General features: G+C 69.7%; 26 protein-coding genes. 14 read left to right on the top strand and 12 right to left on the bottom strand.

Annotated features, from left to right (window positions below):
* The first annotated feature begins 9 nt into the window (after nucleotides 1–9).
* From ACFQW8_RS07680 to ACFQW8_RS07660, 5 genes are all read left to right on the top strand, one after another.
* Nucleotides 10–993 carry an SMP-30/gluconolactonase/LRE family protein gene (locus ACFQW8_RS07680; RefSeq protein ID WP_380086401.1) on the top strand — a complete coding sequence of 328 codons (984 nt, stop codon included), beginning with the start codon at nucleotides 10–12 and terminating at the stop codon, nucleotides 991–993.
* Nucleotides 990–2,222: an ankyrin repeat domain-containing protein gene (locus tag ACFQW8_RS07675; RefSeq protein ID WP_380086400.1), complete on the top strand. Its 1,233-nt coding sequence runs from the start codon at nucleotides 990–992 to the stop codon at nucleotides 2,220–2,222. The genes ACFQW8_RS07680 and ACFQW8_RS07675 overlap by 4 nt, the downstream gene beginning before the upstream one ends.
* Nucleotides 2,223–2,318: 96 nt before the next feature.
* Nucleotides 2,319–2,822, top strand: a complete 504-nt coding sequence (locus tag ACFQW8_RS07670; protein ID WP_380086399.1) for a DUF4396 domain-containing protein — start codon at nucleotides 2,319–2,321, stop codon at nucleotides 2,820–2,822.
* A 34-nt stretch (nucleotides 2,823–2,856) separates the two neighbouring features.
* Nucleotides 2,857–3,000: a hypothetical protein gene (locus tag ACFQW8_RS07665; protein WP_380086398.1), complete on the top strand. Its 144-nt coding sequence runs from the start codon at nucleotides 2,857–2,859 to the stop codon at nucleotides 2,998–3,000.
* A 27-nt stretch (nucleotides 3,001–3,027) separates the two neighbouring features.
* Nucleotides 3,028–3,984, top strand: coding sequence for an SDR family NAD(P)-dependent oxidoreductase (locus ACFQW8_RS07660; protein WP_380086396.1), 957 nt, complete (start codon nucleotides 3,028–3,030; stop codon nucleotides 3,982–3,984).
* A 28-nt stretch (nucleotides 3,985–4,012) separates the two neighbouring features.
* Here ACFQW8_RS07660 and ACFQW8_RS07655 read toward each other — a convergent pair whose 3' ends face one another.
* Nucleotides 4,013–4,594 carry a dihydrofolate reductase family protein gene (locus ACFQW8_RS07655; protein ID WP_380086395.1) on the bottom strand — a complete coding sequence of 194 codons (582 nt, stop codon included), beginning with the start codon at nucleotides 4,592–4,594 and terminating at the stop codon, nucleotides 4,013–4,015.
* 318 nt (nucleotides 4,595–4,912) lie between these two features.
* Between ACFQW8_RS07655 and ACFQW8_RS07650 the strand changes: the two genes are divergently transcribed.
* On the top strand, nucleotides 4,913–6,610 hold the full coding sequence (locus ACFQW8_RS07650) for a ribonuclease J (RefSeq protein WP_380086394.1): 1,698 nt from the start codon (nucleotides 4,913–4,915) through the stop codon (nucleotides 6,608–6,610).
* Nucleotides 6,611–6,651: 41 nt separating this feature from the next.
* Here ACFQW8_RS07650 and ACFQW8_RS07645 read toward each other — a convergent pair whose 3' ends face one another.
* The 4 genes from ACFQW8_RS07645 to ACFQW8_RS07630 are packed head-to-tail and all read right to left on the bottom strand — an operon-like array spanning nucleotide 6,652 to nucleotide 8,638.
* Nucleotides 6,652–6,993, bottom strand: a complete 342-nt coding sequence (locus ACFQW8_RS07645; RefSeq protein ID WP_380086393.1) for an MmcQ/YjbR family DNA-binding protein — start codon at nucleotides 6,991–6,993, stop codon at nucleotides 6,652–6,654.
* 41 nt (nucleotides 6,994–7,034) lie between these two features.
* Entirely contained in the window at nucleotides 7,035–7,337 is a 303-nt protein-coding gene (locus ACFQW8_RS07640; RefSeq protein ID WP_380086392.1) for a DUF3253 domain-containing protein, read from the bottom strand.
* The gene (locus ACFQW8_RS07635) at nucleotides 7,334–8,122 is read right to left on the bottom strand and encodes an aminoglycoside phosphotransferase (RefSeq protein WP_380086391.1); all 789 of its coding nucleotides are present in this window, start codon (nucleotides 8,120–8,122) and stop codon (nucleotides 7,334–7,336) included. The genes ACFQW8_RS07640 and ACFQW8_RS07635 overlap by 4 nt, the downstream gene beginning before the upstream one ends.
* A 45-nt stretch (nucleotides 8,123–8,167) precedes the next feature.
* Complete coding sequence (locus ACFQW8_RS07630; protein WP_380086390.1) at nucleotides 8,168–8,638, bottom strand: SRPBCC family protein; 471 nt, start codon at nucleotides 8,636–8,638, stop codon at nucleotides 8,168–8,170.
* Nucleotides 8,639–8,763: 125 nt separating this feature from the next.
* Here ACFQW8_RS07630 and ACFQW8_RS07625 point away from each other — a divergent pair, with 125 nt between their 5' ends.
* The 7 genes from ACFQW8_RS07625 to ACFQW8_RS07595 all read left to right on the top strand — a co-directional run bounded on the left by ACFQW8_RS07625 (nucleotide 8,764) and on the right by ACFQW8_RS07595 (nucleotide 12,673).
* Nucleotides 8,764–9,114: a YciI family protein gene (locus ACFQW8_RS07625; protein WP_380086389.1), complete on the top strand. Its 351-nt coding sequence runs from the start codon at nucleotides 8,764–8,766 to the stop codon at nucleotides 9,112–9,114.
* A gap of 103 nt (nucleotides 9,115–9,217) precedes the next feature.
* Nucleotides 9,218–9,745, top strand: coding sequence for a nucleoside deaminase (locus ACFQW8_RS07620; RefSeq protein ID WP_380086388.1), 528 nt, complete (start codon nucleotides 9,218–9,220; stop codon nucleotides 9,743–9,745).
* Nucleotides 9,746–9,919: 174 nt separating this feature from the next.
* Entirely contained in the window at nucleotides 9,920–10,288 is a 369-nt protein-coding gene (locus ACFQW8_RS07615; protein ID WP_380086387.1) for a hypothetical protein, read from the top strand.
* The gene (locus tag ACFQW8_RS07610) at nucleotides 10,285–10,677 is read left to right on the top strand and encodes a hypothetical protein (protein ID WP_380086386.1); all 393 of its coding nucleotides are present in this window, start codon (nucleotides 10,285–10,287) and stop codon (nucleotides 10,675–10,677) included. Before ACFQW8_RS07615 ends, ACFQW8_RS07610 begins: the two co-directional genes overlap by 4 nt.
* Nucleotides 10,674–11,066, top strand: coding sequence for a hypothetical protein (locus ACFQW8_RS07605; protein WP_380086385.1), 393 nt, complete (start codon nucleotides 10,674–10,676; stop codon nucleotides 11,064–11,066). The genes ACFQW8_RS07610 and ACFQW8_RS07605 overlap by 4 nt, the downstream gene beginning before the upstream one ends.
* Nucleotides 11,067–11,119: 53 nt before the next feature.
* On the top strand, nucleotides 11,120–11,524 hold the full coding sequence (locus ACFQW8_RS07600; protein WP_380086384.1) for a hypothetical protein: 405 nt from the start codon (nucleotides 11,120–11,122) through the stop codon (nucleotides 11,522–11,524).
* A gap of 96 nt (nucleotides 11,525–11,620) precedes the next feature.
* Nucleotides 11,621–12,673: an LLM class flavin-dependent oxidoreductase gene (locus tag ACFQW8_RS07595; protein WP_380086383.1), complete on the top strand. Its 1,053-nt coding sequence runs from the start codon at nucleotides 11,621–11,623 to the stop codon at nucleotides 12,671–12,673.
* Here ACFQW8_RS07595 and ACFQW8_RS07590 read toward each other — a convergent pair.
* The 4 genes from ACFQW8_RS07590 to ACFQW8_RS07575 form a co-directional block, all read right to left on the bottom strand.
* Complete coding sequence (locus tag ACFQW8_RS07590; protein WP_380086382.1) at nucleotides 12,670–13,182, bottom strand: pyridoxamine 5'-phosphate oxidase family protein; 513 nt, start codon at nucleotides 13,180–13,182, stop codon at nucleotides 12,670–12,672. The genes ACFQW8_RS07595 and ACFQW8_RS07590 overlap by 4 nt on opposite strands.
* 90 nt (nucleotides 13,183–13,272) lie before the next feature.
* Entirely contained in the window at nucleotides 13,273–13,704 is a 432-nt protein-coding gene (locus ACFQW8_RS07585; RefSeq protein ID WP_380086381.1) for a hypothetical protein, read from the bottom strand.
* Entirely contained in the window at nucleotides 13,701–14,378 is a 678-nt protein-coding gene (locus tag ACFQW8_RS07580) for a hypothetical protein (protein ID WP_380086380.1), read from the bottom strand. Before ACFQW8_RS07580 ends, ACFQW8_RS07585 begins: the two co-directional genes overlap by 4 nt.
* Before the next feature lie 13 nt (nucleotides 14,379–14,391).
* Nucleotides 14,392–16,764, bottom strand: a complete 2,373-nt coding sequence (locus tag ACFQW8_RS07575) for a glycoside hydrolase domain-containing protein (RefSeq protein ID WP_380086379.1) — start codon at nucleotides 16,762–16,764, stop codon at nucleotides 14,392–14,394.
* Nucleotides 16,765–16,997: 233 nt separating this feature from the next.
* Here ACFQW8_RS07575 and ACFQW8_RS07570 point away from each other — a divergent pair, with 233 nt between their 5' ends.
* Nucleotides 16,998–18,218, top strand: a complete 1,221-nt coding sequence (locus ACFQW8_RS07570) for a LysR family transcriptional regulator (protein WP_380086378.1) — start codon at nucleotides 16,998–17,000, stop codon at nucleotides 18,216–18,218.
* On the opposite strand, the gene argJ is transcribed toward ACFQW8_RS07570, so the two are convergent.
* From argJ to ACFQW8_RS07555, 3 genes are read right to left on the bottom strand one after another with little or no spacing between them, the layout of a single operon-like run.
* Nucleotides 18,206–19,351 (bottom strand): bifunctional glutamate N-acetyltransferase/amino-acid acetyltransferase ArgJ, encoded by a 1,146-nt coding sequence (argJ, locus tag ACFQW8_RS07565; RefSeq protein ID WP_380086377.1) that lies wholly within the window; start codon nucleotides 19,349–19,351, stop codon nucleotides 18,206–18,208. The two genes, ACFQW8_RS07570 and argJ, sit on opposite strands and share 13 nt — an antisense overlap.
* A complete protein-coding gene (locus ACFQW8_RS07560; protein WP_380086376.1) occupies nucleotides 19,352–20,287 on the bottom strand; it encodes a GNAT family N-acetyltransferase in 936 nt (311 codons plus the stop codon). It lies immediately after the preceding gene.
* A gap of 8 nt (nucleotides 20,288–20,295) precedes the next feature.
* The gene (locus ACFQW8_RS07555) at nucleotides 20,296–21,921 is read right to left on the bottom strand and encodes an ABC transporter substrate-binding protein (RefSeq protein WP_380086375.1); all 1,626 of its coding nucleotides are present in this window, start codon (nucleotides 21,919–21,921) and stop codon (nucleotides 20,296–20,298) included.
* Between the last annotated feature and the right edge of the window lies 1 nt (nucleotide 21,922).

Genomic DNA, 21,922 nt, shown 5'->3' with positions numbered 1-21,922 from the left:
GGAGTCCCCATGAAGCGCACCCTCGTCATCGCCCTGACCGCCGCCACCGTCCCGCTCGCCTCCACCATGCTCGCGACGTCGACCGCCCGGGCCGCGGAGAGTGGTCGTCCGTCGAGCTACTCCCTCACCGGGGATGAGGGAGGCTCGAAGTTCGAGGGCATCGGCGTCGACGCCCGCCGCGGCACCCTCTATGTCAGCGAGGTGACGGGCGGCGAGATCCACCGCGGTAGCGCCATGCAGACCGGCATTCAGGAGTGGCTCGGGGGCGCCGGCACGGACGGCCGGTTCACGGCTCGCGGTATCACCACGGACCACGCCGGCCGCGTCTATGTCGCCGGCGGACCGAACGGCATCGACGCGAGCACCGGCACGGACAACGGCCGCCCGGACCTCTGGGTCTACTCGCCGAGCGGCGAGCTGCTCGCTGCGCTGCGCACCCCCGGCGACAACGCGTTCCTCAACGACGTGTGGGTCGGCCCGGACGGCGCGGCCTACTTCACGAACTCCAATGCGCCACAGGTCTTCCGGGTCGCTCTTGAGGACGGCGTCTGGGGCGTCGACCTGTGGGCCGACGCGACCGAGACCATCCCGCAGCTGACCGGCTTCAACCTCGGCGGCATCGTCCTCAGCCCGGACCGCAGCGCGTTCGTCGTCGCACAGGGGACGACGGGTCGGCTGTGGCGTTTCGCCGTGGCCGACGGCGCGGTGAGCGAGGTCGAGACCGGCGGCGCGGACCTCGTCAACGCCGACGGGCTCGTCCGCCAAGGGACGCGGCTCACGGTCGTGCGCAACTTCTCGCGGATGCTCGCGACGCTCGAGCTCTCCGGCGACGGTTCGTCGGCCTCGCTCGTCTCGCAGGAGCCGACCGACCCGACGCGCGTGCTCACGACCGCCAAGACCTTGCGCGGCCGCACCCTCTTCGTCGACAGCAAGTTCGACGAGACGGTGGCGACGCCGCCCTACGAGGTCGTGACGAACCCGTTCGCCTCGTGACCCGCCTCCTCGCCCACGCCGTCGCCGTCGTGCTCTTCCTGTGCCTCACGGCGGCGTGCCAGCCCGCGGACCGGACCGCAGGGCAAGCCGGTGGTCCCTCCGCTGGCGCAGGCACAGACGCGCGTCCCGACCAGACCCGGCTCGACGAGGACCTGCGTGACGCAGCCTGGGCCAACGACGTGAGACGTGCGAAGTCCCTTGTCGCGCAGGGCGCCGACGTCAACGCCAAGGACTCCACGGTGCAGTCGGCCTATCTCATCGCCACGAGCGAGGGCCACCTCGACCTGCTCCGGCTGACCCTGGACCACGGCGCCGCGATCAACGACAAGGACAGCTGGAACGGCACCGGGCTCATCCGCGCGGCGGAGCGCGGACATCACCTCGTCGTCGGGCAGCTGCTCCAGTCGGGCATCGACCGCAACCACGTCAACCGCATCGGCTACCAGGCGATCCACGAGGCGGTCTGGCTGGGACGGGAGACACCGGCATACGCTCGAACGATCCGCGCTATCGGGGCGGGCGGAGCGGAGCTGACCCGCCCGTCCGGGTCGGAGAAGCTCACGCCCCTGCAGATGGCGCGCGAACGCGAACACCCCACGCTCGAAGGAGTGCTCACCAGGATGCTCGACGCGACACCGATCGCCGATCCCGATGCGGCTCTGCTGCAGGCAGCCCAGAGGGGTGACGCCGACCAAGCGGCGCGGGCCCTGCGGGCGGGCGCGAACCTCGAGGCACGCGACGGCCAGCAGCGGACGCCCCTGCTGCTCGCCGCGACGTTCGACCGCGTCGAGGTGGCACACCTGCTCGTGGCGATGGGTGCCTCCGCCGACGCGTTGGACGACCGCCACGACACCCCGTGGCTCGTCACCGGCGTGACCGGGAGCGTCGAGATGCTCGAGGCGCTGCTGCCGGCCGGACCGGACCTCACGGTGCGCAACCGCTACGGCGGAGTGGCGGTCATCCCGGCGAGCGAGCGCGGGCACGTCGAGTACGTGCGGCGGGTCGTGCAGACCGGGATCGACGTCAACCACGTCAACGACCTCGGCTGGACGGCGCTCCTCGAGGCCGTGATCCTCGGCGACGGCGGGAAGCGACACCAGGAGATCGTCGAGATCCTCCTCGCCGCGGGTGCCGATCCCTCGCTGGCTGACAAGGACGGCGTCACGGCGCTCGAGCACGCGCAGACCAAGGGTTACACCGAGATCGCCGCCCTGCTGGCCGGACGCTGACTCACCGGTCAATGGGTTGTAGGGTCAGCGGGGAATGCATACCCCCCGGGGGTAGTTGCTAAGGTGAGCTGACCCACCCGCACGAGAGGACCCCTGATGAACGCCCGCAACAGCATGGCGGCCAACGCCACCCTGCACTGCCTCACCGGCTGTGCCATCGGCGAGATCGCCGGCCTCATGATCGGCACCGCCCTGGGCCTGTCGACCGGCGCCACGATCGCCCTGGCGATCAGCCTGGCTTTCCTCTTCGGCTACGCCCTGTCCACGCTGCCGCTCGTCAAGGCCGGCCTGGGCTTCTTCGCCGCGCTCAGCGTCGTCTTCGCCGCCGACACCCTCTCCATCGCCATCATGGAGATCGTCGACAACGCCGTCATGGCCGCCATCCCCGGCGCCATGGACGCCGGCATCGTCAACCCGGTCTTCTGGCTCGGCATGATCATCGCCCTGTCCGTCGCCTTCGTGGCCGCGTTCCCCGTCAACCGCTATCTCATCGACAAGGGCAAGGGGCACGCCCTGACGCACCAGCTCATGCACGGCGACGAGCACCCGGACTCGGATCCCGGTCACCACGGCTCCCACGGGGCCGGACACCACCACTGAGCGACCCCAACTCTTCTCCCACCAGGAGCACGACATGAACACCAACACCTTGGCCGCCGGGATCATCGGCTTCCTCCTCGGCGGACTCCTCGTCTCGACCGCAGCAGCTCTCGAGGATGACAGCCCGGCTCCGACCGACCACGGCAGCAGCCAGCAGCTCTCACGCCCGGCGTCATGACGGGAGTCGCCGACGTAGGGTCGTGAGATGACCCTGCGGCCCGTGGCCCGTGCGCTCGACACCGCGCTCGACCGAGCCGTCGTGCCCGGCTTCTCACGCATCGGGTATGCCGTGCGCCGTCGCCTTCCGACGTGGCCGGCCGACCCGGCGGTGGGGTCGCTCGCAGGCCGCCACGTCGCCGTCACCGGCGCCACCTCCGGCCTCGGGGTCGCGACGGCCCGCCAGCTGAGCGAGCTCGGAGCCCACGTCCACCTCGTCGTGCGCAACGCCGACAAGGCGGTCGCGGTCGCCGCCGACCTCCCCGGGCCGTCGACGACGTGGGTCTGCGACCTCGGCGACCTCGACAGCGTGCGCGACTGCGCGAGACGCATCGTGGCAGACGGCCTCGAACTTCACGCCCTCGTGCACAACGCGGGCGCGATGCCACCCGAGCGCACCGAGTCGCCGCAGGGCCACGAGCTGTCGATGTCGCTGCACGTCCTGGGGCCGGTCCTGCTCACCGACCTTCTCCTGCCGGCCCTCACCGCTCACGAGGGGCGCGTCGTCCTCGTCACCTCCGGTGGGATGTATGCGCAGAAGCTGCCCGTCGACGACCCCGAGTACGTGAGCGGCGAGTACTCCGGTGCCACGGCATACGCCAGGAGCAAGCGCGCCCAGGTCGAGCTGCTGCCGGTCCTCACCACCCGTTGGGCAGCGGACGGCGTCGCCGTCTATGCGATGCACCCGGGCTGGGCCAGCACGCCAGGGGTGACCGAGTCGCTGCCGACCTTCGACAAGGTCGTGGGGCCCATCCTGCGCGACGCCGATGCCGGTGCCGACACGACGACCTGGCTCGTCGCCACCACCCCGCGGGCGCGCGGCGGAGGCCTCTGGATGGATCGTCGCGAGCGGCCCACGGCCTACCTCGGACGCAACAGTCCCAGCTCGGACGAGCGCCGACGCCTGTGGGAGTGGGTGGCCTCCGCGCTCGACGTCACGCCCTGACGCCGCCGAGGTGTGCCGGCGTCTCTGCTCAGTGGAGCGTGGGGCGGTAGGTCAGCTCCTGGATGTGACCGTCGAGGGTGCGACTCTCGAGCAGCTCCAGGTCGAAGTCAGCCGCGCCCGCGAAGATCGGTGCGGTGCCGGTCCGGCCGGTGAGGACGGGGAAGAGCGTCACCTGCACCCGGTCGACCAGGCCCGCGGCCATCAGGGCCCGGTTCATCGACAGGCTGCCGTGTGAACGCAGCGGCACTGCCGACTCCTCCTTGAGGCGGGCCACGACCTCGACGGCGTCGCCGCCCACGACCGTCGCGTCCGGCCAGTCGAGCGGCGCCTCCAACGTGCTCGACACGATTGTGGCGGGCAGGTGGACCATGCGGGTCACCCACGGGTCCCGCACGTCGGAGTCCTCGTCGGCGGAGCCGAGCATGGCAGCGAACTCGCGATAGGTGTCGGCACCGAAGACCATCCGCTGGTCCACGGCATACAGGGCATCTCGGTGCGCGAGCAGCTCGGGACCCTGCTTGCCCCAGTAGCCGCCCCAGTCGCCGCCCGGGCCGTAGGACCCGAAGCCGTCGAGGCTGGAGAAGACGTCGAAGGTGTAGGTGGTGGTCATGGTGTCCTCCTCGGTGAGGCGCCCCGGTGGCTACCTCTCACTTCCTCCACGAACGGGGAGCGCCGGATACGACACCCTTGGGGGACCAGTCTGTCGCAGGTCTGGCTCTGGGGGCCGGACCCGGTTCGCCTGCCACCGCCACACATCTGAGACGCTTTCACTGTCGCGAGGCTGCTGGACGGTGGCTCGGCACGGCTTGAACGGTCGCGCCGACCATTGCTGCACTCGCCCACTCACCTACGGAGCACACATGAACTTCTTGCCCGAACCCCACCCAGGTTCACTGCCCAGCCCTGCTCGCACGACGGGTGTGCGGCGATGAGTCGGCGGTCGACGCGCACCAAGCGCACGGGCTCCCTGCCGACCCTGCCGCCACACGGCCTGAGGGTGGTGCCGCTGGGCGGGCTCGGCGAGATCGGTCGCAACATGACCGTCTTCGAGCACGCCGGACGCCTGCTCATCGTCGACTGCGGAGTGCTCTTCCCCGACGAGCACCAGCCCGGGGTCGACGTCATCATCCCGGACTTCAGCTGGATCAGGGACCGCCTCGACAAGGTCGACGCGATCGTCCTCACCCACGGGCACGAGGACCACATCGGTGGGGTTCCCTACCTGCTGCGTGAGCGTCCGGACATCCCCGTGGTCGGCTCGCGCCTCACCCTGGCCCTGATCGAGGCCAAGCTGGTCGAGCACCGGATCAAGCCTCGGACCGTCGAGGTCGCCGAGGGCGACCGCCGCTCGTTCGGCCCCTTCGACTGCGAGTTCGTCGCCGTCAACCACTCCATCCCCGACGGGCTCGCCGTGGCGATCCGCACCAAGGCGGGGCTGGTGCTGCACACCGGCGACTTCAAGATGGACCAGTTCCCGCTCGACGGCCGCGTCACCGACCTGCGCGCCTTCGCCCGGCTGGGCGAGGAGGGCGTCGACCTGTTCCTCCCGGACTCCACCAACGCCGAGGTGCCCGGGTTCACGGTGTCCGAGGGCGAGCTCGCCCCCGCCATCGACAAGGTCTTCCGCGAGACCAAGGGCCGGGTCATCGTCTCCAGCTTCGCCAGCCACGTGCACCGCATCCAGCAGGTCCTCGACACCGCCCACCGACACAACCGCAAGGTCGCCTTCGTCGGACGGTCCATGGTGCGCAACATGGGCATCGCCCGTGAGCTGGGCTACCTCACCATCCCCGACAGCCTCGTCGTCAAGGACATGAAGGCCCTCGAGCGGCTCCGACCGGACCAGCAGACGATCATCGCCACCGGGTCCCAGGGCGAGCCCATGGCGGCCCTGGCCCGCATGGCCAACCGCGACCACCCCGTGGAGATCACCCCCGGCGACACCGTCCTCATGGCCAGCTCCCTCATCCCCGGCAACGAGAACGCGATCTATCGGGTCATCAACGAGCTCACCCGCTGGGGCGCCAACGTCGTCCACAAGGGCAACGCCAAGGTGCACGTCTCCGGGCATGCCAGCGCCGGCGAGCTGGCCTACTGCTACAACATCATCGAGCCGACCAACGTGCTGCCCGTCCACGGCGAGTGGCGCCACCTGCGCGCCAACGCCGACATCGCCATCCGCACGGGCGTGGACGCAGATCGGGTGCTCATCGCCCAGGACGGCAGTGTCATCGACCTCGTCGACGGTCGCGCACGGATCACCGGCACCGTCCCCGCCGGGCTGGTCTATGTCGACGCGATGACCGTCGGTGGCGCCACCGAGGAGACGCTCCACGTGCGACGCACCCTCGCCGAGGAGGGCGTCGTCACCATCGTCTGCATCATCGACCCCGACACCGGCAAGCTGGCCGAGGAGCCCGACTACCTCGCGCACGGCTTCCCGCCCGACCTGTTGGACTTCTCGGGGGCCACGCCCCTGATCCAGAAGGCCCTCACCAAGGCGACGACGGACGGCATCGAGGACCTCGCGCAGATCGAGGACCTGGTCCGCCGGGCCGCGTCCACCTGGGCCCATCGAACGCACCGCCGCAGCCCCCTCATCATCCCGGTGGTCGTCGACGCGTGAGTCGGCGATGCCCCCCGCCGGGGCCTCGTCGTCGGACGAGGTCAGTTCCCGGCGTAGGGCCAGAGTCTCTGGGGCACGACCATCCGCCAGGCGTCGAGGACGAGCTCACGCATCCGTTCCTCGTCGAGCTGGTCGAGGTGGCACTCGACCCAGTTGAACCGCATGTCGGACGGGCGCGGCATGAAGAACACCTCGGGCTCGCTCGCGACCAGGGCAGCGCGCTCCTCCTTGGGGAACGCGAAGCCCATCTCGGTCTCCTCCGGGTTGAACGCCAGCCAGACAATGCTGCCGACCCGGAACTTCACCCGGTCGCGCACGATCGCCTCGTAGCTGCGAGGCAACCCCGCCGCCACCGCACGAACGTCGGCGATCGTGACCGGCATACACAACAGAGTGGCACCACGCACCGACGGCGCCAATCCCCTCAGAGCGGTTCCGCGTCGCCGTCGCGGTGGCTCTCGAGGACGGAGTGTGGCTGGCGGGCGGCCACCCGGATGGGGCCCTTGGCGGTGAGCGCGTCGACGGTGACGCCGGCCTGAGTGGCGGCGACCAGTCCGGCCTCGGCCAGTCGCGCGACCGCCTCACGCGCCGGCTGCATGAGGTCGCGCCAGTCGTCGTCGCCGACCCGCCGGGCCGCCTCGCTCGGGCAGATCGTCGCGTCCGCGGCGCGGTGGGCGAGCAGGTCGAGGATGGCGTGCTCGAGTCGTGCCGGGGTGGAGTCGCTCATGGCACATCCGAGACGACGCGTTCATAGCGCGACACGTCGGGGTCCACGTCGCTGAGCACCCGGAACATGGCCGCTCGCAGCATCGCCTGGCGTCGCGCTCCTGCGGACCAGCCGCGCAGCACCGCGGCGTCGGCGCCCATCCACATCAAGGCGTCGAGGACGCAGACGGCTTCGGCCCAGAGCGCCGGCCGCCAGTAGGGCGAGACGTCGATGACGAACGGGATGCCGCTCGCGTCGAGGAGGACGTTGCCGGCGAGGTCGCCGTGGACGAGCTGCTCGGGGCCCAGGCTCGTCGTGTCGAGCTCGGCCATGAGCCGGGAGACGAGCGCTCCGACAGCAGTGGGTATGCCGGTCGGCTGGCTCTCGCCGAACGCGACCCGTTCCGCTGTGGCCCAGCGGTCGTCGCGGTGGCGTATGCCGTGCGGTGCGGTCGTGACCTTGGCCGCGAGGCGGGCGTGGAGCAGGCGGCCGGTGGCGAGGAGGACGTCGAGGTCGGTGCACGGGCGGGTGCCGGGCTCGAACCGCGTTGCGCCCCAACCGTCTGCGACCCACTGGAGGTCGCGGGTGGGGATCGGCATGGCAATGCGGATCGAGCGCGGGCGTTCGTGGTCGAGCTCGACCGAGAGGGGCGCGATGATCGGGTTGAGCCAGCTGGCGATGTGCTGGCTGCGTCCTGGTGACAGGACGAGGTCGCCCGCGAGCACGCTCTGCCCCTGCCCGCCGACGAGGGGCACAGAGTCCTCGGGCACGGCATACAGGTCAAGGACCCGAGCGGAAGGCTTCACCCAACGCACGCTAGACCTCCCCCTCTCAGGGTGGTGGCTCGCGCCTCAGTCGTCGTGGTGGTGGGCGAAGGACGCCTGGAGGGCCTCGATCGTGGCCTTGCGCTCACGCACGGCCATCCATCGGAAGAGCGGGGTGGCCAAGCGGTAGGCGCCGTGCGTCTCCACCCTGGCGTGGTGGTGGACGAGCGTCGTGTGATCGCCCTTGGCCTCGAGCCGCCATGCCGGCCAGCCCTCGGCCTTGAGCCTGCCGCCCTTGGTCTTGTCCCACCAGTGGTAGACGAGCGTGGTCGGGCGGACGAGCTCGGCGATCTCGCCAGGTGTGGGGCCCACGGACGTCTTGTCGAGGTAGGTCGTGCCCTGAGCCGGCGGACCGGGCGACGTCTGCTCGGTGTGCCGCAGGATGCTGCCCCGACGTGGCATCCAGTCGTTGTAGCCGTTGATGTCGGCAAGGCGGGTGAAGACATCGTCGACCGCAGCGTGGACCACACGCGACAGCTCGAACTCGATGACACCCATATTCCAGCGTCCTCCCGTGCGTCGCCCACTTCAAGGGAATGCTGGTGTCGATTCCGGGTGCTCTCGTTCGTCATGGAGGTGACGCGGGCACCACGTCCGGCGCGACATCTCACTGAGGAGCACCCATGGCCGAGTACCTCATCTACTTCAACCAGCAGTGGGTCGGTGACCACACCCGGGAGTGGTTCCTCTCACGCGTCGAGCCGTCGATGGCCGTCGTCCGCGAGATGCAGGAGGCGGGCGTCTACGTCTTCGCGGGGGGCCTCGAGGAGGGCGCCCCGGTCTACTCGGCCGACGCGACGAGTGGCGAGGTCGTCATCACCGACGGGCCGTTCGTGGAGACGACCGAGTTCCTGGGCGGGTTCTGCGTCATCGACGTGCCCGACGACGAGACCGCGAAGGTGTGGGCCGGCAAGGTGGCGCAGGGGTGCGGCTGGCCGCAGGAGGTGCGCCGCATCGGCGCCAAACCGGAGTGACGCGGGTATGCCGCCCGCTCGAGCGGGCGGCATACCCACCCTTGTGCTTGTGCCGAGTCACACGACCTCGGCGCCCTAGGCCCCGAGGTCCTAGGGTCGAAGGATGGACGAGACGCCCGAGCTGACCGCGCACGACCTCGCTCACCTCCGCCGATGTGTCGAGCTCGCTCGCGAGGCGCTGGCCGAGGGTGACGACCCCTTCGGGACCGTGCTGGTCGACCCTCAGGGCACGGTGCTGCACGAGGATCGCAATCGCACCGCTGGTGGCGATGAGACCCGTCACCCCGAGCTCGAGCTGGCCCGGTGGGCGGCGGCGCATGTGGCGCCGGAGGACAGGCCGGGGTGCACGGTGTACACGTCGGGAGAGCACTGCCCGATGTGCTCAGCCGGCCATGCCTGGGTAGGTCTCGGTCGGATCGTGTACGCGGCGTCCGCCGCCCAGCTCATGACGTGGCTCGCCCAGATCTATCGCGAGTCCGACGGCTCGTTCCTGCTCGAGCACGCCGACGGCTCGGCTCACCACGGCACCACGGTGGCCGATGCGGACGAGGCTGCCACCCACCTCGGGCGCTGGCTGGACGAGGATCCGCAGTTCGGCGCCGGGCTCACCTTCACGCCGGTCGGGCGCTAGCAGCCCTCGACCCCGCCCGGCTCCGGGCGACGAAGGACACCAGGGGTATGCCGGGCGCTCGGGTGAGCGGCCGGCATACCCCTGCATTTTGGTCTCGCAGTGGAATCGCAGCGCATCCGCAGCAGCCCCCGCAACCATCGGCGCACTGATGGAACGCATCGAAAGGGACCACGAATGAAACGCACACTCTCTGCCGTCGGCGCACTGGGCGCCGGCCTTGCCCTCGCTCTCACGAGCGCTGCCCCGGCCCACGCGGCTGACAAGACGATCCCCCTGAGGAGTGCCTCGGGCACGCTCATCGGCCAGGCCACGTGGGACGACAGCCACGACACCCTCTGTGTCCGCAGCTTCGTGGCCGGTCGCACGATCACCGTGACGATGGAGCTCATCGACGTGCCGAGCTACCCGATCGTGCGGAAGTCGCACTCCGGCTACTCGTCGACGCCGGCGTGCACGGGCAACCTCTCGATCCCCGAGGACAAGCGGGCCTTCGCCATCGTCGGCGACGAGAACCGCAGCACCGACGGGCTGTTCTACACATGAGCGCCCTGACAAACCGGGCGACGCGTTCCCTGGGAGCCGTCGTCGCCACGACGGCCGCGGCCGTGAGCCTGGGGATGGTCACTGCGGCTCCGGCCCACGCGAGCGACCTCACCCTGGTGATCAAGAACGCCAGCGGCACCGTCATCGCCAAGGCCTGGTACGACGACCTCACCGACAACCTGTGCGTGAAGAGCTTTGTCGACGGCCAGATGGCATCGGCGAGGATCGGCCCGCACAGCGGCAGCGGCTCGGTCGTCGGGGTCAACCACGCCGGGTTCGGCAAGCCGGCGAGCTGCACGGGCAACATGTCGATCGCCGAGGACCGCTACTACTGGATGAACCTCAGCTACCCGGGCAAGGCCTCCAAGGACGGGAACTTCTACACATGAGCACCTCGACGAAGCGCATGGCCACAGCGTTCGGCTCTCTTGCCGCGGCAACTCTGGCCACGGTGGCCCTGGCGGCCCCGGCCCACGCGGCGGATCGCACGATCCAGCTGACGAGCCCGTCCGGGGCGGTCCACTCGGTCCTCAGCTGGGACGACTCGGTCGACACGCTGTGCCTCACCCTCCGGTCCGGCGCCGCCGGTGCCTACGCGGACGCCGACATGCGTCTGGTCGGCGGTGGGTCGGCGCAGTACCTCCACGTGTCGGCATCACGTCCTCGTCACTGCACCGGCAACCTCTCGATCGCTGAGGACCGGCTGGCCGAGATGCGGCTCTATGGCGGGGCCAACACGTTCCACAGCTCAACCGGCTGGGTGCAGTTCTACACCTGAGCTCAGCTCCCCCGCACGACCCGCATCCCCCACCCCCAGGGAAAGGACAACCCATGCCAGCACGTCCCAGCAGGCGACTGATCAGGACCTCGGCCGCAGCCTCGATGGCGGCCCTCACGCTCGTCGCGACCGCCGGTGCAGCGTCGGCCAACTCGTTCGAGCGACGGGTCTACCAGGGCAAGGTCTGGTACAACGACGGCGAGGACCGCTTCTGTGTGCGGGCCGACGAGGTCAACATCCGCGACCGGGCGGTCATCCAGGTCACCCTGCGCCCGGACAACACCTCTCGTGGCCCGACCATCTCCTTCGGCGACATCGACACCGCTGGTGCGGAGTGCCGCAGCCTGGCCACGGCCTACGAGGACACCCACTACACGGCCATCGTCAAGAGCACGATCAGCTTCGACCGTGACGGGACCTCGACCTACGAGACGACGCGGATCGGCTTCTACAGCTGAGCCCTCGCTCCAGGTCCTTGCGATGGCGTCACCTGTCACGCCTTCGCAAGGACCTGGACGAGCGGCTGTGCCGGGCAGCACTCCTAGGCTGTGGGCATGGCCGACACCGCTCCCGCCCTCGAGCTCGGACTCGACACGTTCGGCGACATCGCCCTCGGAGCGGACGGGTCGCCACTGCCTGCGGCGACGGTCATCCGCGAGGTCCTCGCCGAGGGTCAGCTCGCCGACCGTCTCGGCCTCGACTTCTTCGGGGTGGGTGAGCACCACCGTCCCGACTACGCGATCTCGGCGCCCGACACCGTGTTGGCGGGGTTGGCGACGACGACCTCACAGATCCGCCTGGGCACGTCGGTGACCGTGCTGTCGTCCGATGACCCGATCCGGGTGTTCCAACGCTTCTCGACGGTCGACGCCCTGTCCCACGGTCGAGCCGAGATCACCGTCGGTCGCGGGTCGTTCATCGAGTCCTTCCCGCTGTTCGGGTTGTCGCTCGACGACTACGAGGTGCTGTTCAGCGAGAAGCTCGACCTGCTCGCACGGGTGCTGCAGGAGAGGGACGTCCGCTGGTCCGGCACCGTCCGGCCGCCCGTCGAGTCCGGGCCGGTCATGCCGCCCACCGAGTCGGGCCACCTGCGGACCTGGGTCGGGGTCGGCGGCACCCCCGCCTCGGTGGTGCGGGCCGCTCAGTACGGCATGCCCATCGTCATCGCGATCATCGGCGGTTCGAGCGCGCAGTTCGTCCCCCTCGCCGACCTCTATCGCCGGGCCTGCACCGAGCTGGGACACCCGGGCCTGCCCGTCGGGGTGCACTCACCGGGTCACGTCGCCGCCACGGACGACGCGGCGGTCGAGGAGTACCTGCCCCACTTCCTCCACCAGATGCGCAAGATCGGCCGCGAGCGCGGGTGGGCCCCCATGACCGAAGCGGCAGCGAGGGCGCAGATGTCACCCAGCGGTGCGGCATACGTCGGATCGCCCGAGACGGTCGCCCGCAAGATCGTCGACACCATCCGAGCGCTCGGTGCGTCGCGGTTCCAGCTCAAGTACTCGAACGGCCGGCTGCCCCATGACCTGCGGATGGAGTCGATCCGGCTCTTCGGTGAGGAGGTCGCCCCACGGGTGCGTGACCTCCTCCCTGCCGTGGACTAGAACGTGAAGCGGGTGCAGTCCTTGGGGAAGGCGAACCACGCCATCGCGCGACGCGGGGTAATGACGCGCAGGCCGCCGCCGTCCTCACCCGACCAGGAGTCGGGGGCGGGGGAGTAGCCGCTGTCGGCATACTTCGCGAAGGCCGTGGCGAGTCGCGCGCCCAGGTCGTCGGCCTCGGCCCTGGTGGCCTCCGAGTGGCCCTCGATGATGACGACCTCCGTGCCGCTCTCGAGCGTCAGGGTGACGGCCGGGTTCTGCTCGACGTTGCGGGTATGCCGCGTGGTCGGCGCCCCGTCGTACCAGAACCGTCCGTCGAGCCAGACGCCCCACCGCGGCACGGAGTGCGGTGTGCCGTCGGGCCTGACGCTGCTGATCCAGTAGTGCATCGACCGCTCGAGCCGCGGCTCCACGTCGGCCCAGGTGAGCTGGCCCTCTGCGGTGTGCGGGATGCCGTAGCCGTCCGGGAACACGGGACGGTCGGCGGTGGGTTGTGCTGCCGTGGTGTCCATGCTGGCGACGCTACTCCCGGCTTCTGACACGCCAGGTTTGTCCCGGACCGGCACGTGCGCGGCTCCCGAGCGCCCAGCGGACCCGCTCCCTCAGGGTGTCTCCGGAGTCCCCTCGGGGCACTCCACCGGGGTCACCGTGACCTTCTCACCGACGTCGAAGCTGCGGCACGCCACACCCCAGGCTGCCTGCCCCTGGTCTGGCGGGAGGAAGGAGCCCGACTCGACCCGCGCGTACACGTCGAGCCGGATCGCCGTGCCCTCCCGCCCGCGAACAAACCAGGTGGTGCCCCCCTGGCTCTCGGTCACGGCTGGGTCGGGCTCGGACAGCCACGTCTCGCCCGCAACTGCTCGCTGCTCGGGAGTCCGTGCCCCCGAGGTGGTGATCGCCGCCGCGACCGCCTCCGGAAGCACCTGGTCGGCGACCCGCGCCGCAGCGGCGTCGGCATCGGCCTGCACCTGCCCGCACCCCACGAGGAGGGCGCTCGTCAGGCCGCCGATCACGGCCCAGGGGACCACTCTCATGACACGCGTTCGCGATGCCTCCTCGCGACGTTGCGTCGCGACGGGTCATGCGCATCGATGGCCCCAGCGCCACCGGCACTGTCCATCCGGTCTGCCTCGGAGAAGTCCTCCGTCAGCATGTCGACGGCCCGCGTTCCAGCCGAGCCCGAGACATAGATCAGCCCCTGGTCGGGAACCTCGAGGTGGCCACCCCAGGCAAGGACCCCACCGGACTCGGCCACGATGTCCTCGATGACGACGACCTCTGCGGGGAAGAGGTTCCCGGAGGTGCCGTGGGGGAAGAAGCCGGGGCGGAAGTGGATCGCCGTGCCGGACAGCAGGTTGGAACGTTGGGGTGATGCCACGACTCGGTCACTCGTCACACCGGTGATGTCACCAGCGCGGAGGGTGTCGAGCTCGTAGTTGATCCTTCTCGCCGCGTGCTGCAGGAGCGCGGCCGTGGGTCCGACCGCCAGCGTCACGCTGAACTGCGTGCCCTCGATGGGGAGCTCGCGCGTCTTGCCACCGATCAGCCAACCGTTCTCGCTGCGCGCACCGGTCCAGCGCTTCGGCCCGGACGGGGCGCCGGTCAGGGGGGCAGCGGTGGCGCTCTCGGCTGCGGCGAGAGCCATGGCACCCGCACCCAGCCCACCCAGCATCACGCGACGTGAGACGGAGCTGTGGACATGCGTCATCGGAGTCATCCTCTCAGCCGTTCGCGGCTTGGTTCTTGATGGTGTCTGCGAAGCCCTTCAGGAAGGGGTCGAGCTTGTATGCCGGCAGCGTCGGCGGTGTGGCGTTGAGATCCTTGAGGATCCCGGCATAGATTCCTGCCCGGACAGTGCTCAGACCGTCGTCGCTGGTGTCGAGCAGCATGTGCCTGGCCGCACCTTCCGCCGTGGTGACCGACGAGCCGAACCGCAGGCTGTAGAGGTCCTTGAACCTGGTGCTCGCGCCGGTGCCGGTGAGGTGGGACCGGAACGCCGTCTTGAACGCCGAGCCGTTGCGGCAGGCACGGCCCATGAGGAAGCCGTCGGCATCCTCGACCATGTCGGAGAAGCCGAAGGACGAGGTGACTCCCCGCTTGGCCATGCGGTCCATGCAGAAGGCATAGCCGGAGGCATAGCTGCTCTCGTTGTTCATCCAGTCGGCATAGAAGGTCGCGAGGTCACCACCCCACCCACCGAAGTCGCCGCGGTTCGCCGTCGCCCCGCTGCCCCAACCCTTGAGGAGCACGGCGTTGGCGGTTGCGGCGAGGTGGTCGATCGAGATCGACTCTCCGTAGACCGGGTCCTCGAACGTGAAGGGCCGGTTCGGGAACCTCGCTGCGGCGGAGTCGATCCAGTTCTGGTCCCACGGGCCAAGAAGGATGTCCCACCCGCCGTAGTCCTTGGTGTACTTCGGCGACCTGAGGAACTGGAGAACGCGGATGTTGATGGTCGCCGTGCTGGTCGTCCCGTCATGGAGGCGGGCGTGCTCGTGCACCTCGTCGATGTGGGCGAGCATGGCTGCCGCGGTCGAGGAGTTCCCTCCACCGACACCGCTGGCACCGATGCCCGGGTCCACGGAGGTCCGGTGGACGACCCGGTCGAGGTCGATCGTCTGCCCGCCACCGGTGTAGCGGAACTCCTTGATCTGGTTGAACGCCCAGTTGTACGGCAGGGGGAATCCGAGGTTGCCCGAGAAGCCCCAGGACATCCCCGAGACGAACGAGCTCACGACGAGCGTCTCGTTCGAGACCCGGGTGCAGACGTTGCGGGACCCATAGACCCCGGCGCGGTAGCGGTGTCCCCGGTTGGCCAGGCCAGCCTGGACGCCACGGAAGTAGGGGACGATGTTGCTCGTGATCTCGGGGTCGGTCGCGTCGTAGTCGACGGCGAAGTAGATGATCGCACCCCGGTTGAAGCCGTAGTGGACCATGCGGTCATGGGCCTTCTGGGCGTGCGAGTAGCCCTCGCTCCAGGTGAAGTCGCCCAGCAGGCGCGCGTTGTACTGCCAGATCGGGAAGACCTTCATCCCGCCGGCGAAGATCGCGCTCAGCTCGCCGGGCTGGATCTCCTTGTTGAGCGTGCTGGTCGCGGTCTCGTCGAGATAGCGTCCGACGACCTTGTAGCCGTTGCTGACGAGCGAGGTGGCCAGGGGCTGGTTGATCGTGAAGCGGGTGTCGCACGCGCCGGCGGGGCGGTCCGGGTCACCCATCGACACGAGCAGCTGGCACCACGTCGGGTAGTCCGCTCGCCGGTTCTGGGTCAGCAGGCTGAACCACTGGAAGTCGCTGAGGTAGGTCCCCAGTGCACTGTCGAAGGTCGACTTGAACACTGTCGATGTCGTTGACCCCCCCGAGTTCGGGACCGGGCCGTTGAAGACACACGCCGCCGAGAGCAGCTGCACGAAGATCCCCGTGGCGCCTTCAGCGAGCTGGTTGTTGCGCAGACCCGTCTGCGTCGCTGGCCCGAAGTTCCCGGTGACCGAGCTGTCCGCGATCCCGAACTCGGACTGCAGCGCCTTCATCAGCATCGTCTGGACGTCGCGCGAGTAGTGGCCTTCGGTCGGGATGATCGTGGCGAAGCTCCGTTGCCAGTAGCGACCGTTGAGCCACCGCTGGATGTCGCGGACCTCGGTGTTGCCTCCCGAGACGAGGACATAGGCGTCCATGGTCAGCAGGGCCTTGAAGGTCTTGGCGTTGAGCCGGCCCTGTGCCCCGATCCCCATGTCGGAGGTCATCTGCTGGATCGCCGTGTGCACGCTGTAGTAGGTGCCCGGTCCGGGCAGGTACCAGTTCCCGTCGATGGCACCGGGGTTGTAACCCTTGCAGAAGCAGGCAGCCTGGACGATCTTGACGAGGTTCTTGTTGGTCTCACCCGGACCCACTCCGCCGCGCGCGTCGACCTTCGACATCGTCGTCGGACCGAAGGAGCTCGAGAGCGGGGAGATGCCGAGCTCGTGCTGCAAGGCGTTGGTCAGGGCATACATCGTCGACCAACCGGTGTTCCCGGTTTCGGGGCACGGCGAGTAGCCGGCCACCCCTGCATAGGTCGCGTTGACCCACTTCTGAGCCTCAAGTACACGGTCGTCGGCCACGGGCAGGTTCCTCTCACAGGCATCGAATGTCCACACCAACCGTGACCCAGCCCTTCCAAACGCCACGAATCGGCTGGACACCTCGGCATACCCCCCTGTGAAGACGCATAGCCCGACGGTGTTGACCGTATGCATGCCAAAAAGACACGTGCTCTTTGTTGTGCCTCGGACAAAACCTCCAGTACGTTCGGAACAGACCAACCGTCTGGTTTCTTTGACCTGGAAGGGTACACATGGATGTCCTGACCACCACCGAATGCTCCCTGCTCGCCGAGATCCTGCGCTGCAGGAGCATGCGTTCAGCAGCGAAATCGGTCGGCCTGACCCGGGCCTCGGCCGTGCGACTGGTGCATCGGCTCGAGTCCAAGAACAGCGCCCGGCTCGTCTCCTCGGGCCCCGGCTCCCCCTCCCTCACGGCCCAGGGGCAGCTCCTGCTGCGAGCCTCGATGGACCTGCACGGTTCGCTGGGGACCTTCGCTGCGGCCACACCGCTGGATCGGTGTGCGATCCGGATCGCGTCCTCGCTCGAGAGCCACATGGACGTCGACCCCCTGGCCAGGCTCGACCCCCCACTGGTCGTCGACGTCACCGAGACGGACAGCGCGCACGCGATCGAGCTGTTCGACGGTGGGTCCACCGAAGCCCTCGCGGCCTGGGACGTGCCCGGCGCCCCACGTCCCACCCGGGACAGCATCACCATCCCCCTCTTCGACGAGGACCTCTGGATCGTCGGGCGTGACGTCCCGGGAGGTGTGCGCAGCGTCAAGGACCTGCCCGAGGACCTCACCTGGGTCGCGACCGCGTCCCAGGCGGCGCTGCTGGCCTCACTCCTGCAGATCCCTGCGGACTCCCCCCAGATGCTGGTCGTGGAGAGCCGTCACGCCCACCGCATCCTCATCCTCTCGGGTCGCGCCGCGGGACTCATCCCCGCCTCCCACCGAGCGGCATACGAAGGTCTGGGTCTGACCCACGTGCGCACCGAGGGCCTAACCCGCACAGCCGTGCTGCACACCGACCACCGGTGCGAGGTGCGTCACCGGCTCGGCGAGATCCAGGCGATGTTCCAGGACCACTCCCGCCGGATGGCGCGCCCACCGGTGGCCGTGCCCGCGGCCGCGCCGCTCGAGACCCTCCCACCCCACTCCCTCGAGCTGGGAGACGTCTTCGTCCTCAGAGCGATCGAACGCCACGGCAGCCTCAACCGCGCCGCCACCGAGCTGTGCCTGACCCAGCCCGCCCTGACCCGACGACTGCGCAGACTCGAGGAACGGGTGGGCACCCACCTCGTCGTGCGCACCGCCACCGGCTCCAGCCTCACCGACAGCGCCACCGCCCTGGTCCGGCGCGTCGACGGCGCCGTCGCCCGGTTCCAGACCAGCGTGGCCGCCGCCCGACCCGGCGTCCACCTCACCCCGATGCGCGCCCCACGTGAGGCGCTCTGTCAGGTGGTGTAGTCGGCGTTGGTCCTCACGTAGCCCTCGGTGAGATCACACCCATAGACGGTCCAGGACTCCTGCCCCAACCCGAGGTCCACACCGATCTCGACCTCGTCTGCGCGCAGGTGCTCCTGCACGCCGGCGAGGACGCTGTCGTCCACGTCCTGGGGGAAGACCTCGACCCCACCGAACGACACGCTCAGAGCCTCGGTCGTGATGTCGGGCTCGTCGACGCACTTGCCGACCGCCATGACGACCCTGCCCCAGTTGGGGTCCGCCCCGTGCACCATCGTCTTGACCAAGGGTGAGTTGATCACCGCCTTGCCCACCGTCCGGGCCTGCTGAGCCGACGTTGCTCCGGTGACGGTGCACGTGATGAGCGTGCTGGCCCCCTCGCCGTCCGAGGCGATGTCCTTGACCAGGGTGGTGCACACCTCGAGAAGCGCTCGCTCGAAGGCGTCGAGGTCCACCGTCCCGGCCGAGCCGCTCGCCAGGAGCAACGCGGTGTCGCTCGTCGACGTGTCGGTGTCGATGGAGACGGAGTTGTAGGTCTGCTCGACCACCCGCCGGAAGACGCGGTCGAGATCCTCTGGATCGATCTGAGCGTCGGTGAGCACGAAGGAGAGCATGGTCGCCATGTCGGGCTCGATCATGCCGACTCCCTTGGCGATGCCGACCACCTCGAACCCGTCGCCTTCCACCCGGCAGACCTTGGGGTGGGTGTCGGTCGTCATGATGGCGGTGGCGGCAGCGTCGACCGTTGCGGTGCCCGGCCACGTCAGTGTGTCGAGGTGGGCCCGGATGGACTCCATCGGGTAGCGCCGTCCGATGACCCCGGTCGAGCAGACGATGAGCTCGTCGGCCCGGGCCCCAGCGAGGGCGGCCACCCGGTCGCGGATCTCGACGGCATCCTGGTAGCCCTGCGCGCCAGTGGCGACGTTGGCATTGCGGGCCAGGACCACAAAACCCCGGACGCTCCCGACCCGCGCCTCCCGGCTCAGGGCGACGCAGGGACCAGCGGTGCGCGAGCGCGTCATTACGAGGGCACTCGTCGTCCCGGCCGGACCGACGACGACGGCGAGGTCGTGCCGGCCGTCGGCGACGACACCCGCGGCACCGGTGTGGACGACGAAGTCATGCTCGAGGGACATCTACAGGCTCCAACCCAGAACTCGACGGTGCTGCCACGGCCGGAAACCGAGGCGGGCGTTCAATGTTGCCATCGGGTGGTTCTCCTCATCATTCGCTGTCCACATCCGCTGGGCCCAGGGGCGATCGGCAGCGAGCGCGGCCTGGTTGAGTCGTTTGAGGAGCTCGCCGTAGCCGTGTCCCCGCGCCTCGGGATCCACGACGGTCATGCCCTGCTCCGGGTCCCCCGGCGAGGACGCCGGCAGCGAGATGCTCGTGTAGCCGAGCATGGGACCTCCCCCCGGCGCGACGAGGGCGGTGTGCAGCGCGACGCGGCCGCGGAGGCGGCGCATCCGCTCCAGCGCGCGCAGCACGTCGAGGTCACCATGCCCCTCGAGCCGAGCCACCCCCTCGGCGAGATGGTCCGGCGCCACGGCGTTCCACCGATGCACCTCCACGTCCTTGGGCACCACCGGCTCAGACGAGGGTCCATCGGCCAGGTCGAGCCGCTGGAACACCTGCCTCGAGCCCTCGCGGTCCTCCGCCCCCCATGCCTTCGCCACCGGCAAAAGGGGTTCGGGGACGGCAATCCGCACGTCCCGGCGTCCTGCGTCCGCTGCAAGGTCACGAGCCCTCTCAGCGAGTCGGCGACCCACTCCCCCGCTGCGCCACCGGGGATGGACGACGAGGGACTCGACGACGGCCGGAGCCTGTGCCTCGTCGGGGAGGACGACACGCACCCAGCCGGTCACCTCCTGCCCGCTCGTCGCGACCAGGTCGGTGCAGCGGGCGCCGGGCGGGTCGACGGTGAGCGAGCCGAGGGCATCGACCCCGCACACCGGCGGCCCGCCGCGTCCGTCCGCAGCCCAGGCCAGGGCCCGCATCCTCACCCAGTCGGCGACGTGCCGCGACCCGTCCGCCAGCACCGAGACCTCTGTGTCGGTCAGTGTCTTCTCCATCGACTTCCTCACTCCTCCATCGCCAGGGCGTGCACGTCATAGAGACCGAACGCCGGGTGGACATAGACGTTGCGCAGCCGCGGGCCGCGGACGTGGACGGTCCGGTCGTGGACCACGGGCAGGAGAACGGCCTGCTCCATCACCAGCTGCTCGACCTGACGCCAGGCGGTCAGGGACTCCTCTCCCTCGCCGGCCACGGCCTGGTCCACCAGGGTGTGGATCTCGGGGTCGTCGAGCTCGGGGAGGTTCCAGTTGCCGGCGTCGGGACGGATCATCCGTCCGTCGACGAGGGGGGTGAGGAACCCGTGCTCCGTGGGGTAGTCCGCACCCCAGTCGGTGACGGCGAGGCCGAGTCCGCGCTCTCGCAGCGTCGCCGGACTCCCCACACCCCGGGAGAAGTAGGTCGCGATGTCGAGGTCGACGACCTCCAGCTCGATGCCGACCCGGGCCACCGATGCGGCGAGCGACTCGGCGACCTCGTGGAACTTCCCCTGCTGGGCGGCGATGCGACCTCGCAGCGGTCCACGGTGTCGTGACCGGGCCAGCTCGGCCCGGGCTGCCTCGAGGTCTCCACGCAGGTCTGGACCTGTGCCATAGCGCGCCCACGGCCGGTGCGCGGGAAGGGTCGGAGGGAAGAGCTGGGTGGCGATGTCGCCGCCGAGGTCGGGACCGCCGCGCGCCCGCTGCAGGTCGACCCGGTCGACCGCGTGGTGCACGGCCCGACGGACATGGACGCAGTCGAACGGCTCGACGAAGGGGTGGATCGAGACGAACTGCAGGAAGCCGGTGGCCGGGTTGTCGACGAGGTCCATGAGGGACTGGTCGCCCTCCATGTCGGCCTGGGTTGAGAGCTGGACGCCACGCCCCTCGACGCTCAGGTCGAGGTGGCCACGCAGCACTGCCTCGTCGACCTCGCGGTGGCCCAGGCCCATGGTGACGTCGACGCCGTCGAGCAGGGCGGGCCGGATCGGGTCGGTGTCGCCGTCCCAGCCGGGGTTGCGCCGGAGCGCCAGCCTCTCACCGGGCACGTGCTCCGTCACCCGGTAGGGCCCGGTCCACGCCGGCGAGACCTCGTAGCCGCCACCGCTGTCTCGCTCTGGCGGGACCGGTGCGAGGGCCGGTTGGGCGAGGACGTGCGGGAAGTCGGCGAAGGGCGCGGCAAGGGTGACGGTGAGGGTGTGGGGGTCCTCGACCCGGAGGCAGTCGAGGTGCTCGCCGTGCGCCGGGCCCAGGTAGCCCGCGGTGCCCGGCAGCAGCGCGTGGATCGTGCGCAGGCCTCCGGTGACCTCGGGGTCGAAGGTCCGCTCGATGGCGTGCCGCAGGTGCTCAGCCGTCACCTCGGTGCCGTCGTCGTAGGTGACTCCCTGGCGCAGGCGCAGCGTCCAGGTCCGTCGGTCCTCGGTCTCCGGCTCGACGGACAGCAGGTCGGGCACGGGGACGCGCGCCGTGGGCCCGGGACCGCTGGGGTAGGCCATCGGGGTCCGGCTCAGCATGCGCTGCAGCAGAGCGACCCAGATGTAGTAGGTGCGTGCTGGGTCGAGCGAGTCGACCCCTGCTGCCGAGCCCATCCGGGCGATGCCGCCGCGAGTGGTCGTCGGCCGGTGCACCGCGCCCACCCCTGCGTCGCGGCTCATG

It is taken from the genome of Knoellia altitudinis (genome assembly GCF_042666355.1).
Lineage (GTDB): Bacteria > Actinomycetota > Actinomycetes > Actinomycetales > Dermatophilaceae > Knoellia > Knoellia altitudinis.
Note: the sequence above shows the minus strand (reverse complement) of the source record. Positions and strands in the feature narration are given on the sequence as shown.

Bases quoted from the DNA above. Each gene is read 5' to 3' on its own strand.
- ACFQW8_RS07680 (WP_380086401.1), top strand. From the start codon at position 10: ATGAAGCGCACCCTCGTCATCGCCCTGACCGCCGCCACCGTCCCGCTC.
- ACFQW8_RS07670 (WP_380086399.1), top strand. From the start codon at position 2,319: ATGAACGCCCGCAACAGCATGGCGGCCAACGCCACCCTGCACTGCCTC.
- ACFQW8_RS07665 (WP_380086398.1), top strand. From the start codon at position 2,857: ATGAACACCAACACCTTGGCCGCCGGGATCATCGGCTTCCTCCTCGGC.
- ACFQW8_RS07660 (WP_380086396.1), top strand. From the start codon at position 3,028: ATGACCCTGCGGCCCGTGGCCCGTGCGCTCGACACCGCGCTCGACCGA.
- ACFQW8_RS07655 (WP_380086395.1), bottom strand. From the start codon at position 4,594: ATGACCACCACCTACACCTTCGACGTCTTCTCCAGCCTCGACGGCTTC.
- ACFQW8_RS07650 (WP_380086394.1), top strand. From the start codon at position 4,913: ATGAGTCGGCGGTCGACGCGCACCAAGCGCACGGGCTCCCTGCCGACC.
- ACFQW8_RS07645 (WP_380086393.1), bottom strand. From the start codon at position 6,993: ATGCCGGTCACGATCGCCGACGTTCGTGCGGTGGCGGCGGGGTTGCCT.
- ACFQW8_RS07640 (WP_380086392.1), bottom strand. From the start codon at position 7,337: ATGAGCGACTCCACCCCGGCACGACTCGAGCACGCCATCCTCGACCTG.
- ACFQW8_RS07630 (WP_380086390.1), bottom strand. From the start codon at position 8,638: ATGGGTGTCATCGAGTTCGAGCTGTCGCGTGTGGTCCACGCTGCGGTC.
- ACFQW8_RS07625 (WP_380086389.1), top strand. From the start codon at position 8,764: ATGGCCGAGTACCTCATCTACTTCAACCAGCAGTGGGTCGGTGACCAC.
- ACFQW8_RS07620 (WP_380086388.1), top strand. From the start codon at position 9,218: ATGGACGAGACGCCCGAGCTGACCGCGCACGACCTCGCTCACCTCCGC.
- ACFQW8_RS07615 (WP_380086387.1), top strand. From the start codon at position 9,920: ATGAAACGCACACTCTCTGCCGTCGGCGCACTGGGCGCCGGCCTTGCC.
- ACFQW8_RS07610 (WP_380086386.1), top strand. From the start codon at position 10,285: ATGAGCGCCCTGACAAACCGGGCGACGCGTTCCCTGGGAGCCGTCGTC.
- ACFQW8_RS07605 (WP_380086385.1), top strand. From the start codon at position 10,674: ATGAGCACCTCGACGAAGCGCATGGCCACAGCGTTCGGCTCTCTTGCC.
- ACFQW8_RS07600 (WP_380086384.1), top strand. From the start codon at position 11,120: ATGCCAGCACGTCCCAGCAGGCGACTGATCAGGACCTCGGCCGCAGCC.
- ACFQW8_RS07595 (WP_380086383.1), top strand. From the start codon at position 11,621: ATGGCCGACACCGCTCCCGCCCTCGAGCTCGGACTCGACACGTTCGGC.
- ACFQW8_RS07590 (WP_380086382.1), bottom strand. From the start codon at position 13,182: ATGGACACCACGGCAGCACAACCCACCGCCGACCGTCCCGTGTTCCCG.
- ACFQW8_RS07585 (WP_380086381.1), bottom strand. From the start codon at position 13,704: ATGAGAGTGGTCCCCTGGGCCGTGATCGGCGGCCTGACGAGCGCCCTC.
- ACFQW8_RS07580 (WP_380086380.1), bottom strand. From the start codon at position 14,378: ATGACGCATGTCCACAGCTCCGTCTCACGTCGCGTGATGCTGGGTGGG.
- ACFQW8_RS07570 (WP_380086378.1), top strand. From the start codon at position 16,998: ATGGATGTCCTGACCACCACCGAATGCTCCCTGCTCGCCGAGATCCTG.
- argJ (WP_380086377.1), bottom strand. From the start codon at position 19,351: ATGTCCCTCGAGCATGACTTCGTCGTCCACACCGGTGCCGCGGGTGTC.
- ACFQW8_RS07560 (WP_380086376.1), bottom strand. From the start codon at position 20,287: ATGGAGAAGACACTGACCGACACAGAGGTCTCGGTGCTGGCGGACGGG.
- ACFQW8_RS07555 (WP_380086375.1), bottom strand. From the start codon at position 21,921: ATGAGCCGCGACGCAGGGGTGGGCGCGGTGCACCGGCCGACGACCACT.